Raw genomic sequence first — 13139 nt, 5'->3', positions numbered from 1 at the left:
GGTTGCGGTGCGAGCCGCTCGGCTGAGCGCCCGGATGTGAGCCGGCGTGCGGAGCTGGACGCTTTTCTGGGCTGGCTGCTGGGCACCGGCAACCAGGCAGGGGCTGCCTCGCTCGGCACGGCCCGGTCGTTCCGGCGCCGCACTGCGTGCAAAGCGTGCCGAAAACGTGCCGGAGCGATTCCAGACTTCATCGTGACAGCCGTCGCAGAAGTGCCCGCATAGAAACCAATATGAACGGAGATCAGAACGAGCTCAATTTGTGGCTCACACGCAAGCAGACTGCCGACTACCTCGGCCTCAGTGTCGGGACTTTGGCTAATTGGGCCAGCATGGACATTGGACCTGGTTACACGCGGATGGGCGGCGGACGCGTCCTCTATCGGGTGGGAGACGTTGAATCCTGGTTGGGCGCCCAGCAACAGAAAGCGTCCGTCTGATGGGCCGCCCGATGGCAGCAGCGTGGGAGCTCGGAAAAATTACCACGGTGGAAATTCAGCCTAAGAGGTGGGAAGCCCGAGGGAGATGTCGTGATGCGTCTGGTGAGGGACACCAGGTGCGACGTACGGGCCGAACTAAAGGGGCTGCGGAGGCTTCGCTAAAAGGTGCTGTGAGGGCCGAGCGGGAAAAGCGCCAGCCCGATCCAAGTGACGACGCGGTGGTGGAGTTGACGGTGGCTGATCTGGTCTCCGCATGGCTCGACACGTACAAACCGGCTCCCGTGGAGGTCGACGTTGAAACTCAGACAGGCAGGACCCCTACTGATGGTCTGAGGATGCAGACGTGGCTCAAGTACCAGAGCAATGCCCGTGACCATATCGTCCCTCGTCTTGGGAAATTCAGTGTCGAAGGGATCCGAACGCCGGACTGTGAGATCGCCCTGCATGGCATCTATAACAAGATAGAGGGAACCGGCTACCGAACCGCGGAGCTGGCCAAGCAGCTCTTTCAACAGATCATGGACTATGCAGTTCGCCAAGGGCACCGTCCAGACAACCCTGTGCGAAGTGTAAGCAGGATCCCGCGTCCGCGGCTCGACAAGAAAGGAGTAGTGAGTCCGGAGATCGCGTCCGCGGTGCACATCTCCGCTCTGGGTCGGATGCCACAGCCAGGCGTAGGAGGGCCCAAACCCACAAGCCGTTTGGCAGACATCATGCTGCTGCTGGCCGGGACAGGCCTACGTATCGGAGAGGTTCTCGCGATCAGATGGCAGGACCTAGATTTGTCGGCGCCGGCGCCGACACTGAACGTCACAGGAACACTTGTGGAGCCGAAGAAACAGTTCTTCCGACAAGATCTGCCGAAAAACCACGCCAGCGTACGAACAATTCACCTCCCGGATTGGGCCGTCGAGATGCTCCTGCGACGGAAAGCGAATGCGAGTCCGACACGTACGGACGCTGTTTTCTCCACGAGGAACGGGACATTTGTCACACCGTCCAATGTCCGCACCGAACTCAAAAGGGCAATGGCAAAGAGCGGAATCGCTGAGCGAATCACACCTCACGCATTTCGTCGGACTGTGGCAACGGCAGTGGCTGAGCACGTAAACGACGAGACCGCAGCCGCCCAGCTTGGCCATGCCTCGGTAGAAGTGACCAGAGCGCACTATATTGTGCGCCCAAGATTGTCCCTGACTACTCCAAATTTTTGGAGAACATGGCTTCTCGGACAAAAGATGTGGAATGAGTTCAGCTCTGAGGTCAGCAGCCTCCACGCATCCTTAGCAGTAGGCATCTGAGCGGGCAGGGTGGCGGGGCAGAATGCAGGGTCAGCCAGGGGAACTGTGGTCGCATCATACGGCACGGGAACCGACGCGGAATGGGACCTAATGATCTCCCGGGCGCGACCGATGGAGCCTTCAGTTGCCACAGGTTCGGTTAGGCAACTTCCTCTACAGGTTGGCTAGTAACACGACTCCCTTACCCAGTCCTTGTCGCCCTTGCCCTTCGAATATGTGCAGTACCTGTGGGAATCCTTGTTCGGGTAGTTGCGGTTTTCGTGCAACCTGTTCGTTTCCGGGACATACCACCGGCTAATGACGTAGTAGTACATCTCGTCGTTCGGGTTCCTCCGAGGTTGCTGCTCCTCGTGCTTCGCGACGAAAAACACCAGGTCAGACAATTCCTCGGGAGCAAGCTTTACATCGTCCGATTCGGACAGCTTCCAGGAGGCGATGAAATCCTTCAGCTGACTGCTGAGATCACGTTGATGCCCGGTTTGCTGTTGCTTGCTCATCGTAGGTCCCACACTTTCTCCGTTAGGTGGATTGGGGTGCACCCGCCGGGCCCGGGGAAGGGATATTACGCCCCCGTCCCCCCACTTTCCATACGCCAACGCTTGTCCGCGAAGGGGACGGGGCCTCGGCCGCCCGACATCTTCTGAAGGACTACTGCGTCCATGCCCTTGTCATCGAGGGATCTGAATAGTGCGAGGAAGGTCCCGCACTGGCTCACGTACTCTGCAGTTCCACGGGCCTCTTCGACGGTCAGCACCAGAATCCGTAACCCGCCCGTCGCTCACGATCCCGAGACTAGGAACTGGGCCACCCTCCACGGGGAATGCCTGGATGTCCGGCAGGGGTCAGACAATTCACCAGCCTCGCGTGAACCCTAGCGCTCGAGGAATTCCCAGCCGGCATGTTTGAACCCGATCTCCATCCAGCCGTCCTCACAGTCGGTGACGTCGCGGGCCTCAAGTAGGTAGAAGAAGTGCGCCGCATCAAGGTCGGCCTCGTGCCAGCCCAAGGCCTCGGAGTGCTTGGCCACGATCTCCTGCAGCTTCACCTGGTCGGGCTGCTCGTAGACGAGGTGCTCGCCCTCACGGTCAAATAGCTGGCCGGCCACGACGCCGGAAATCCCTCCCCAGTCACTCCCATCGTTGGTTGCTTCAACCTTGGCCCAATCGAGCATGGACGCCGTCGGCCACTGGCTCCTGATCTCTGCGACCAGGGCCTGTGCGGCGACCGGGTTGATGTTGTGCTGGTGGGCCATGGTCATCCTTTGGGTTCGGGAATATTTCCGGCCATCATCGCATGCCGCGCGGCGGCGGCACTGCAAGAATGTCGCCATGACCGAACCTGTCCTGCCGGCGGCTGCCGAGCTGAGTGTCCATGATCTGTTCCGTTCCCACGGGAAGGCCCTGGTGGAATTGAAACGCCGTGGGGTCATCCGGTCACGGAGTCTGGTCGGGGAGGTGGGCGAGTACCTCGCGGCCGCAATGTATGGCGGGGCGCTGGCCGCTCCGGTCACCGCCGGTTATGACCTGGTCGACCCGGCCGGGCGCCGCATCCAGGTGAAGGCCCGTCCTTCGACAGCGACTCCTCCACCAGGAGGTTCAACGGGATGAGCGCCAGCGGCTTCGACGTCGTGCTGTTCCTGGTCATGGACCCGACCACGTTCGAACTGACCCTGGCCCGTGAGGTCAAGGCCGCCCGCGTGGAAGAGCTGCTGGCGGCCTACCGGGGAATCCGCTACCCGCACATCGAAGCCGAAGGCGTTGACCTACTGGACCAGGCTCTCTCTGCGTATCACGCCTGACCAGTACGCGGCAGCTTCGTTCTCGTTCAGGTCCACAGCCATGGCGGTGTCCGCCAGCGCCTCCCAGGCGTCCGCGGAGTCGGCGTTGCCCTCTTCGATGAGCTCGTCTTCGGTGGCGTAGTTGGCCTTGTCGACCTGGACTTCCCACGGGTAGTCGTTGTCGACGACGAATTCGGGGTTGGCAAGGTGCTTCATCTGGTTGCGGACGGCGAATCCGACGAGCTCGGGGTGGTGGGCGGCCCGGTCATCGTTCATGTTCGGCAGCAGGGCCCGGAACGCCGCGTGGCTTCCGATCACGGTCCGCTCGGCTCCCCCTGAAGTAGAAGTGCGGTGGCCGGATCTCCCTCAGACAATCCGCACGGATGGTCCTTAGGGTGGATGCGGGCAACTCCCGCTGAAGATGCCATGGCGCTTGGGGGAGGCGCCGGGTGGGCGGGCGGCGGTGCCATATTCGTTGGCGGCCGAGGCGAAGATACCGGCCCTTTGCATGAAAAGAATGGGTTCGTGTCGGTGCCGCCGGCGCGCGCAAGCCGGTAAATGCGCTGTTCCATGCTGGATGCCATTCGTAGTTTTCGGATGTCAGCCTGTGCAACCCGAGGCCCCGGATAAAGGCCGATAGATTCGTCGGCAATCCGCAGCCAGATCGCCCGTATCGCGGGAAGCCGGGTTCGCTGCCCCCGGGGCGACTTCTGTCAGTGGAAAATGGGGGTTCGAGGGCGAATGTCTGCGCGGCGCAGCCTGGTCCGGATGGGTCCGGGTTCTGTGGTTGTCTGGCTGGGGTAGGCCGCTGGCGCGTCATGTGGTGCCGGGGCAGTTGGTGGGAGATCAAGACTTGTTGAGCTGGCGGGGTCCAAGGACGGCATGTCGCCGTGGTTGTGTGGCTGGGTTTTGGCCTGCGGCCGGCGAGGAGTGCGTGGCTGGCTGATGCTGTCGGGTCCAGTCTGTGTCTGGTTGGGTGATGCCGCTGGCGCGTCATGAGTGCTGAGCTGCTTGAGGGGATCATCAGGCCGTACGCCGCGGGCCAGTCCAAAGACGTCGGGCAGCTTTTCGTCGGACGCCGCCAGCCACAAGGGAAGGACCTGCCCTCGAAGACCAGGAGTAGCAGCAGCCGCGTAGCAGGTGGCCGAATGAGTTCAACGATGTGGGTGTGCGTAACGATGCGCCGGGTCCTCGAATCGAGTTCCAAGCCGTGAACCTTCCAGGTCATCGTTACGCACGCCTTGGGTGCCGGGAGGTTTACTGCGGGTCGCACCACTGAGCCATCCTGCCTTCAATGAGCGCAGCGTTCTCGTCGGCCGCAGGCCCAACCCCAGACAATCAGCAAGCAGACAACGAGAAGCCGCCCGCGACGCAACCCGCTCCCCGCAGGGGAAGCCAGCCACACGCAGAGCCAGACGTCAAGGGAACCGGACCGGGAACCAAGGTGACGCAGTCACCCGACAAACGCACCGCACATCCGGAAGGCAGACACCCAGGTCAACGAGACCAGCCAACGGCTGATGAGTGGCACCCGCCCGCCGGCCGCAGGCCATCACTCCGGTGAACGCGACGTTAGATCATGACGCGGCACGAAAAGCACCCCAATCCGGAGCGCAGCGCAGGCAGCCAGGAGGCAGTCCGCAGCCCGCAGCCGTGTCGTTGGCCGTTCAGGGAGCGGAGGGTTTTCATTCGGAGAGTGCCGGGTGTGGTGCAGTGAGCGGTTGAGTGAACGCAGCGAAGCGGAGTGGGCGAAGACCGGGAACGGGAACCAAGGCGAGGACGCCGCCAGCGGCGGCAGGTGTCGTGTGGGTTTTCAAGAAGAGAGCGTGAGGTTGGCCGGGCGCGCAGCGCCAGGGAAGAGGGTGAAGGTTTCAGTGATGGAGCCGAAGGTTGTGGGAGGCCGCCGCCAGGCGGCAGGGAATCACAGAGAGAAGCAGAGGGGTTTCGAATAGCGAGAAGAGGTGGTCAACGAGAAGGGATTCGGAGAGGAATCGATCAGGGAAGAGAGCGCAGCGATCAGGTCAACGATGGCCGCGCAGCGGACATCCGGGAAACAGGAAGCTGACGCAGAGAGGAACGAATAGTTAGCTGGGGGGGGCGCGCCAGCACCGACCCTTCTTTTAAATGCCTTCCCTCGACCCGGCTCAAACTTTTTCGACAGCCAACATCAACCGCCAGCCCACTTCGACCGTCACAAAGCCCCACGGCTTCGGCTATCGCCGCACCGGTCAACGACGCTACGCGGCTCGGGGGCGCGCCCCGCCGACCGGCAGCGGATCCAGGCCGCGGTCGGGGAGATCGTCACGATGGGCATGGAGTCGCTCTTTACGGGCACGAACGGCGGACTCATTGGCATCGGACGATCCGACCCGGCCCGGGAATTCCGCGACTTCATCCTCGGCGCCGTCGCCACCGCCGGCGGCCGCAACACGCACGAGACCCCACTGCCGGCGTGGACGCATCTCTCCCCGGCTATCCGTGGATTGTGCTGTCTCCGACGGCAGCCTACGAACCGACACGCTGCGGGGGCGGATTCCCTCCTGACCTGCACCTACGCATGAATACTGAGGTGGGGGGCGGTGGGTATTGGACTGGTTCCTCATGCATTGACGGACAAGCCACACTCACCGAGAAGAAAGATGGACCATGATCGAGGCACACGGCCTGACCAAGAAATACGGAAAGCGCACCGCCGTGGACGGCGTGACGTTCACCGTCCAACCCGGGCAGGTCACCGGCTTCCTGGGCCCGAACGGCGCCGGCAAGTCCACGACCATGCGGCTCATCCTGGGACTGGACCGGCCAACCTCCGGCAGCGTCCTCGTCAACGGCCGCCCGTACGCAGAGCACGCGGCACCGCTGAAAGAAGTCGGCGCCTTGTTGGACGCCAAGGCCCTCCACCCGGCGCGCAGTGCCGTCAAGCACCTGTCCGTCCTGGCCGCCACGCACGGCATCCGCCGCAGCCGGGTTGATGAGGTCATGGCGATGACCGGAATCACCGAGACCGCCCGGAAGCGCGTCAAGGGCTTCTCCCTCGGCATGGGCCAGCGGCTCGGTATCGCCGCTGCCCTGCTGGGCGACCCCAGAACCGTGATCTTCGACGAGCCGGTGAACGGGCTCGACCCCGAAGGTGTCCAGTGGGTGCGCACCCTGTCCCGTCACCTCGCCTCCGAAGGCCGGGCTGTGTTCCTGTCCTCGCACCTGATGAGTGAGATGTCCCAGACCGCCGACCACCTGATCGTCATCGGCCGGGGCCGGATTATGGCCGATGCTCCTGTCGCAGAGATCCTCGCCCACGGGCAGGACCGCACATTGGTCCGCAGCGACCAGGCGCATCAGCTCCAGGCCGGACTGACCGCCGCCGGGATCGCCTTCCGTGAACTGGAACCTGGCCTGCTGGAAGTCTCCGGCGCCGAGCCCCGCCAGATCGCCTGGATCGCCCGCGAGCACGACGCCCTGATCCACGAGCTGACCCCGGTCCGCGCCTCACTCGAAGAGGCCTACATGGAATTGACCCGAGACGACGTTGAATACCGCTCCGCCGCACTGGCCGGGGCAGGAGAGGGAACCCGATGACCACCGCATTCACCAGCCGCCGCGCCGCGGCAGCCGCGCGCAAGGACATGGGCTCCGGGTTGACCTTCCTTCGGGCCGTGCACGCCGAATGGATCAAACTGACCTCCCTGCGCTCCAGCTACATCATCCTCACCATCGCGTTCCTGGGCATGGCCGGAATCAGCCTGCTCAGCACCCTGTCCGTGGTCGACATGGCCAATGGCTACGTCGCCTACGGCACCGACCCTGCGGGCAGCGAAGCCCAACTGGGCACGGTGGAGGAGTTCGGCGTCATGGCCCGCGGCGTGGCGTTCAACGGCATCGTCATCGGCCAGTTCCTGATCGCCTCCCTGGCCGTCATGCAGATCGGATCCGAATACGGCACCCGCATGATCACAACGACCCTCACCGCGGTGCCCCGCAGGATCACAGCCGTGCTGGCCAAGACCCTCGTGGTCGCCGGAACGTCCTTTGTCGTTGGCGTCGCCGCGGCACTCGTCGCCTACGCCATCGCCCAGCCGATCCTGGAGCCCCACGGGCTCAGCTACCCGCTCATTGCTGACGGGGTGATCCGGGGCATCGTCAGCACCGGCGCTTACCTCGCCCTGATCGCCGTCCTCGGCCTGGGTATCGGGACTCTGCTGCGCAACAGCGCCGGCGGGATCGTGGCCACCTTGGGAGTGCTCATCGTCCTTCCGATCATCGTGGCGATACTTTCCAGCGTGAACGAGTCCTTCAGGGATCTCGGGCTCTACCTGCCCACGTCCGCCGGCAACGACATGGTCGCAATCCGCACCGCACAAGACCACCTGACACAGGCACAGGGGGGCCTCGTCGTCCTCGCCTGGGCGGCAGTGTTCCTGGCCGGCGCGCTCGTGACCGTGAAGCGCCGGGACGCCTAACCCTACAAGGCGTCAGCCGCTGGCTTCCTAGCCGAGCGGTGGCTTGGCTATTGTCGAGCAGGTCACCGAGGAGTTGTACCCGTGCTCGTCCTTGTAGGCGACCGGGTAGCCATCTACCTCGATGCGGCACGCCACGATTCCTGCGAACCCGAGATTGGTGCTGCCCGTGCTTCCCTCATTAGTCACAGTCATGGATACGGCCGACCCGGGCGGCAGGCGGTAAGCGACGCCCTCCGTGCCCTTGGTGTTCATTAGCGGGAGCTCGCTGCGCCATGTCTGGGAGCCTTCGGGAGTCGTCCAGTTCACCGTGGCGCGCGCCGCATTGCCGGGGGCGAGGAAGTACACGAGGACCATCTCGGGCTCCTTAGGCTCACTCGCCCGGATGTTTGCCGACACTGCCTGACTGACCACGCCGACCGACAGGACGGTCACGCCGGTTCCAATCAAGAGCCACTGTTTGCCTGTGGGCATTGCCAGTCCTCCCGTGGGTCCTCTGAGACAGGACGCCTGCTATTCGGTCATGCGCAGCATACCGTGGCCTGCGCTTCAGGCCGATGCGTTCGACATCGAGCTACGAAGGGAGCTGCTCGCCCGCGGTGTCAGGCCCGGCGTTCCTATAATCGTCCAATAAGTCAGGGCCCGTGGATATGCTCGAGGACATGATCCTGGAGCTGCGGAATGATGACGTCGGGCGGTTCGCCGTCCACACGGCCACGGGCTCCGAATATCTCCTCGACCTGGACAAGCGGACGCTCAGACGGACAATTGGCGCGGCGGCGCCCCTTGTGGATTTCCTCGTCGCGGGGTTCAGCGTCCTGCGACGCGACGGTGAAACGCTACCTCTGCTGCTCCTTGAGCGACTGAAAGTCGGCTACCCCGGCAGCTTCTTCCTGCAGATTCGCGATGATCATATTCCAACCAGCAGAACCACAAGCCTTGTGGTCCGGATCGTTCCACTCGACGCGGTCGAGTCAGGAACCGAGAGAATCTGATCGGATGCCGGTGGGCACGAGTCGGGCATCGAGCACTCCGCCGCCCGCAATACTTACTAAACGGTGATAAAGCCTCCCCGGCATCCCGCAAGTGTGATTCTTGGGTCTCTGCGGTCTGACTGACGATCGAGACTCGCGAATATCCTACGAGTGCCATCGGTCTCTCCCTGTTCGACGCCGTGGATGGAGGCTACTGGCAAAACACGACCCAAGTTGAGAGATAGATTGTGCGAGCTTTTTGAGAGTCGGTGAGAGGTCTGACAACCCGGGGCGGGCCGGCTCGCACAAAGGATCGAGATACTGAGAGAACATAAAGGCCGCCTTCGCGGACAATCCGGAGGCGGCCAATTACCTCGAAACGACGATCCGGGACCCGGATGACGGCTCGCGGTACGTCCTGATTTTCGCCAAGTCCCAAACCCAGACCCCGCAGGAGCTGCGGACCCTTGCCGAGAAGAACCTGGCCACGGCCGGGCAGCACGCCCCCGCCGCCAATGTCGCCGCCATGCAGCGACTGCTGCGGGCGCCCGCCGACCAGAACACGTTCGAGGCAGGAGTGAAGGGGGCCCTGGACGCGATGCGACAGGTCAACTTCGGCAACGCGGAACTGTAACGCTGCAGGTCAGGGGGCCGTGGTGGCTGGACGATCCGGCGCTTCCACTGGATATACTCGCGCTTGGGGGCGCCATTGACGGTGTAAGTCGGAAGCGTTCAGCAGTCCATCTCTCTCTGCCATAACCACCGACAGGAGGTGCGGGAAACCGTGCCAGCAATGAAGCACCCGGCTCTGGCCCGCTCAACGACCGCAGCAGTTGCCGTCGCCCTTGCCGCGGCGATCTCGGCGGGCACCCTTATCGTGGCGGTCCCGGCCTCCGCGGCTGTCTCCCAGGCCGCCTTGACCTCATCCGAGAAGCAGGCCCGACAGAGGATCACCGACGTGTTCAATGCAATGAACGCGCTGCGGGCCGCCAAGGGCCTGAAACCGGTGAGGATCGGAGTGGACGCCTCTGCGGTCCTTCAAGAGGCCGTCACCGCCCCCGAATACAAGGACCAGGATTCAATTCAGTACAACAAGCGGATCCGCGGCCACACGAACATGTCCTCGGAAATCAGTGGACTGGACGATCGCGGCCAGTGGGCCAACAACCGCCTCCTCACCGACCCGGCGACGAACATCGTGGGAATTTATCCCTCCGAATACGCTATGTTTACGACCGCGTATGCGTACCCCGCCGTGCCGTCCCAAACGTTCGACACCGCCGCGGCCTACTTCGCGTACCTGGACCTTCCGCAGCTTCAGGGCCCCGTGCCGAAGGTCCTCGGCGCCCAGACGTGGGGCAGCACTCTCACCGTCGATCCGGGCACCTGGCCGGCGGGGACCAAGCTGGCTTACCGGTGGTTCCACACCAACAGCTGGGGCTACACGTACCCTGTGGACGATTACGGCGCGGGGACCTCCGCCGGCAAGACCTACGCCATTGGCGACAATGACAATGACAAGAAGCTCTCGGTCCGGGTGACCGCTACGCTGTCCGGGCGCCGTGCCGCCGTGCTGTTCTCGGATCTAACTGCTGAGGTCAAGCGGGCGGCAGCCGTCGTCAACACGAAGGCACCCTCATTGTCAGGCATCTTCGAAATCGGGCAGAAGATCACCGTGAACCCTGGCATCTGGGAACCCGGGACCACGTTGACTTTCCAGTGGGGTCGTGAAGGCAAACCGCTCCCGGATACGGCCAGCGCACGGACGCAAGTGATGAACGGCGACGGACAGATTTTCGTTCTGGTGACAGGATCCAAGCCAGGAAAACGAAGCACGACGGTCGCCACCGAAATCAAGACGATCGAGGACCTCAACTTTTCCAAGCCCTGGCAGGTCCTGGGCAACCCGACCGAGGAACGCGACGGCGGGGCCGAAGTCGGCGAGATGCTATTCGCCCAATTCGAAGGTGACTGGAAGAGCGGAACGGCCCTCACCCGGCGCTGGACCCGCGACGGCAAGCCGATCCCCGGCGCCACCGGGACCAGCTACACCCTGACGGGCGCTGACATAGGTGCCAGAATTACCCTCACGGTCACCGGCACCCGTGCCGGCAGCGTACCGAGGACCGTTGCAGCTAAGAACCCCAGCGAGCCGATCCTGGCGCGACGCCCGGCGGTCGTCAACAGCGCCAAGCCGATCATCACTGGGACGGGCCTCGTGGGCGAACCGCTGACGGTGAAGCCTGGTACCTGGACGCCCGGGACCCGGTTCGCCTACCAGTGGTTCATCACCAAGTACCATGGCCGCAGCGGGACGGTCCTACCAATCGAGGGTGCCACTTCCTCGACTTACGTGCCCACCGCCTCGGACGACGGCGGAGAGATAAGCCTCAGGATGATCGGGTTGAAGAACGGCTACGACCGGCTGAGACTGGGCTTTGTGGGGACGGCTGAGCAGGGCGTCGTCAAGGTCCACAAGGATCTCGTGATGCCACCGGCGGTCTACGGTAACTTCGCGGTCGGAAACACCCTCACGTCGAAGGTGTGGAAGAGCGGCGCTACCCTGAAGTACCAGTGGAAGCGTGCAGGCGCGGCCATCCCTGGCGCGACCGGGACAACCTACAAGATGACTGTCCACGACACCGGAAAAACGATCACGCTGACTGTCACCGGGTCCCTGACTGGACACCGGACCATGTCATCCACTTCAGATCCGACAGGTCCGGTGCGCTACGAAGCCACACAGTACATGAAGATGCCCACTTTCTCCTGGCCGACGAACGGGTTCCCCCCGGTGGTCGGCCAGACGATCCGCATGACCAGCCGCGGCACCTGGACGGCCGGCGCGAAGCTGACCTTCCAGTGGACCCGCAACGGTGTCCCGATCAAGGGCGCGACCGGTTCCAGCTACAAGCTGCGTTCGTCCGACGTGGGAAAGCTCGTTCGCCCCAACGTCACCGGCCAGGCGCCAGACCGAGCGAAGGTAGTCTTCGAAGGCGCCGAGATGCCCGTGCGGGCACGCTAACCGGCACCTTGCCGGCGAGGACGAAGGGCACCCCGCGGGGGGGCCTTCTGGTGTGCGGGGTCCGGTCAGCCGAACGCGCGGGTGATCGGGTGTCCGAAGGAGCCGTAGGCGGAGACCCACGAGAACCCGATGATGGCCCCGAAGAGCAGCAGCCAGATGGGGGAGGGGATCATGGGGCCCGTGTCGAAATTCAGCCGCCACCCATCACAAAAGCTATGCTCAAAATTCACTGCCGCTGCACGTAAGCGGCAACATCACTGGGGGAACCATGAAGAAGTCATTTGCCCTGCTCGCGGGCACATTGCCGCTGGCCGTAATCCTGTCCGGCTGCGCCCAGATCGAGGAGTCGATCGGGAACGCTACCGGCAACCACTCCAACTCAAAAAACCTGACTGTGGACGGAAAAGTCGACGGCGCTGACGGCTCGTACTCGACCATCGCTCCCAGCAACGAGTTCCTGGACAAGATCCGCAAAGAATCGTTGCCAGACGGGAAGATGTCCGTCGACATCGCGAACTCCGACACCGGCGAAAAATTGTCGGTTGATCCCACCATGCTTCGGCTGACGGCGGCCGGCTACTTCTTCAATGAGTTCATCGACTCGACGGCCCTCGAGGGAGGAGCACCGACCCTCGCAGCGTGGAAGACGAAGAAGCTCACGGACGGCACCCTCGCGCCCGTAGCGACCACAAAAGAGTGGCTGGACAACCCCAAGGGAGTCCTTCCCGTGCTGACGGCGGACAACATGTCTTCGGCCGGCAGTATGAAGTTCATCCATGACGGCAAGCCGCGCATGAAAGACGCGGACATCACGTTCGGGAAGACCACCTGGCATGAAAACAATGGCGGGGGCTACGTGGTCAAGATTTCATCGGACTGGTGGGTTGACTACCGCGTGACCGACGAGACCGTGATGGCCAGGGTCAAGGCCATCAACAAGCTTTCCGACGATGAGGTGAAAAGTCAGCTCACTGCCGAAGCCCAGGACGGCAAGGGGGAAAACATCATCAGAACCTACGGAACGGCTGATTGGTACCTGTATTCGGGGTCGTCGCACATGGACGGCGCCTGGGTGAACGGCGTCGAAACTCAGTTCAAAAACCGCTTGCCGGAGTCAATCGTCAAGCCCGAATTCCGGTCGGCTGAGCCAACCCCACCTGCGACTCCCTAA

The 13139-nt window shown here is 63.2% G+C and carries 13 protein-coding genes and 1 pseudogene; 10 read left to right on the top strand and 4 right to left on the bottom strand.

Annotation, left to right across the window (positions count from 1 at the left end; genetic code table 11):
* The 3 genes and pseudogenes from AC1DBX_RS19350 to AC1DBX_RS19340 form a co-directional block, all read left to right on the top strand.
* Window positions 1-222 (top strand): annotated as a pseudogene (locus AC1DBX_RS19350) (hypothetical protein); the annotation flags it as partial.
* Window positions 223-230: 8 nt separating this feature from the next.
* The gene (locus AC1DBX_RS19345; protein ID WP_476932505.1) at window positions 231-437 is read left to right on the top strand and encodes a helix-turn-helix transcriptional regulator; all 207 of its coding nucleotides are present in this window, start codon (window positions 231-233) and stop codon (window positions 435-437) included.
* A 233-nt stretch (window positions 438-670) separates the two neighbouring features.
* On the top strand, window positions 671-1738 hold the full coding sequence (locus AC1DBX_RS19340; RefSeq protein WP_476932504.1) for a tyrosine-type recombinase/integrase: 1068 nt from the start codon (window positions 671-673) through the stop codon (window positions 1736-1738).
* Window positions 1739-1902: 164 nt separating this feature from the next.
* On the opposite strand, the gene AC1DBX_RS19335 is transcribed toward AC1DBX_RS19340, so the two are convergent.
* The gene (locus tag AC1DBX_RS19335) at window positions 1903-2235 is read right to left on the bottom strand and encodes a hypothetical protein (protein WP_476932503.1); all 333 of its coding nucleotides are present in this window, start codon (window positions 2233-2235) and stop codon (window positions 1903-1905) included.
* A 374-nt stretch (window positions 2236-2609) separates the two neighbouring features.
* Window positions 2610-2990 carry a hypothetical protein gene (locus AC1DBX_RS19330; RefSeq protein ID WP_476932502.1) on the bottom strand — a complete coding sequence of 127 codons (381 nt, stop codon included), beginning with the start codon at window positions 2988-2990 and terminating at the stop codon, window positions 2610-2612.
* Between the two features lie 76 nt (window positions 2991-3066).
* On the opposite strand from AC1DBX_RS19330, the gene AC1DBX_RS19325 reads away from it, so the two are divergent.
* Window positions 3067-3345, top strand: a complete 279-nt coding sequence (locus AC1DBX_RS19325) for a DUF6998 domain-containing protein (protein ID WP_476932501.1) — start codon at window positions 3067-3069, stop codon at window positions 3343-3345.
* The gene (locus tag AC1DBX_RS19320) at window positions 3342-3536 is read left to right on the top strand and encodes a hypothetical protein (RefSeq protein ID WP_476932500.1); all 195 of its coding nucleotides are present in this window, start codon (window positions 3342-3344) and stop codon (window positions 3534-3536) included. The genes AC1DBX_RS19325 and AC1DBX_RS19320 overlap by 4 nt, the downstream gene beginning before the upstream one ends.
* On the opposite strand, the gene AC1DBX_RS19315 is transcribed toward AC1DBX_RS19320, so the two are convergent.
* Window positions 3501-3833: a hypothetical protein gene (locus AC1DBX_RS19315; protein ID WP_476932499.1), complete on the bottom strand. Its 333-nt coding sequence runs from the start codon at window positions 3831-3833 to the stop codon at window positions 3501-3503. The two genes, AC1DBX_RS19320 and AC1DBX_RS19315, sit on opposite strands and share 36 nt — an antisense overlap.
* A gap of 2328 nt (window positions 3834-6161) precedes the next feature.
* Between AC1DBX_RS19315 and AC1DBX_RS19310 the strand changes: the two genes are divergently transcribed.
* The gene (locus tag AC1DBX_RS19310; protein WP_476932498.1) at window positions 6162-7091 is read left to right on the top strand and encodes an ABC transporter ATP-binding protein; all 930 of its coding nucleotides are present in this window, start codon (window positions 6162-6164) and stop codon (window positions 7089-7091) included.
* Window positions 7088-7972, top strand: coding sequence for an ABC transporter permease (locus tag AC1DBX_RS19305; RefSeq protein WP_476932497.1), 885 nt, complete (start codon window positions 7088-7090; stop codon window positions 7970-7972). The genes AC1DBX_RS19310 and AC1DBX_RS19305 overlap by 4 nt, the downstream gene beginning before the upstream one ends.
* A 27-nt stretch (window positions 7973-7999) precedes the next feature.
* On the opposite strand, the gene AC1DBX_RS19300 is transcribed toward AC1DBX_RS19305, so the two are convergent.
* Window positions 8000-8326: a hypothetical protein gene (locus tag AC1DBX_RS19300; RefSeq protein ID WP_476932496.1), complete on the bottom strand. Its 327-nt coding sequence runs from the start codon at window positions 8324-8326 to the stop codon at window positions 8000-8002.
* 287 nt (window positions 8327-8613) lie between these two features.
* Between AC1DBX_RS19300 and AC1DBX_RS19295 the strand changes: the two genes are divergently transcribed.
* From AC1DBX_RS19295 to AC1DBX_RS19285, 3 genes are all read left to right on the top strand, one after another.
* A complete protein-coding gene (locus AC1DBX_RS19295) occupies window positions 8614-8964 on the top strand; it encodes a hypothetical protein (RefSeq protein ID WP_476932495.1) in 351 nt (116 codons plus the stop codon).
* Window positions 8965-9736: 772 nt separating this feature from the next.
* Window positions 9737-11968, top strand: a complete 2232-nt coding sequence (locus tag AC1DBX_RS19290) for a hypothetical protein (protein WP_476932494.1) — start codon at window positions 9737-9739, stop codon at window positions 11966-11968.
* A 268-nt stretch (window positions 11969-12236) separates the two neighbouring features.
* Complete coding sequence (locus tag AC1DBX_RS19285; RefSeq protein ID WP_476932493.1) at window positions 12237-13139, top strand: hypothetical protein; 903 nt, start codon at window positions 12237-12239, stop codon at window positions 13137-13139.

The sequence above is a fragment of the Arthrobacter sp. 10N44_2 genome (genome assembly GCF_056394385.1).
This window is presented reverse-complemented; position numbering and strand designations above follow the sequence as displayed.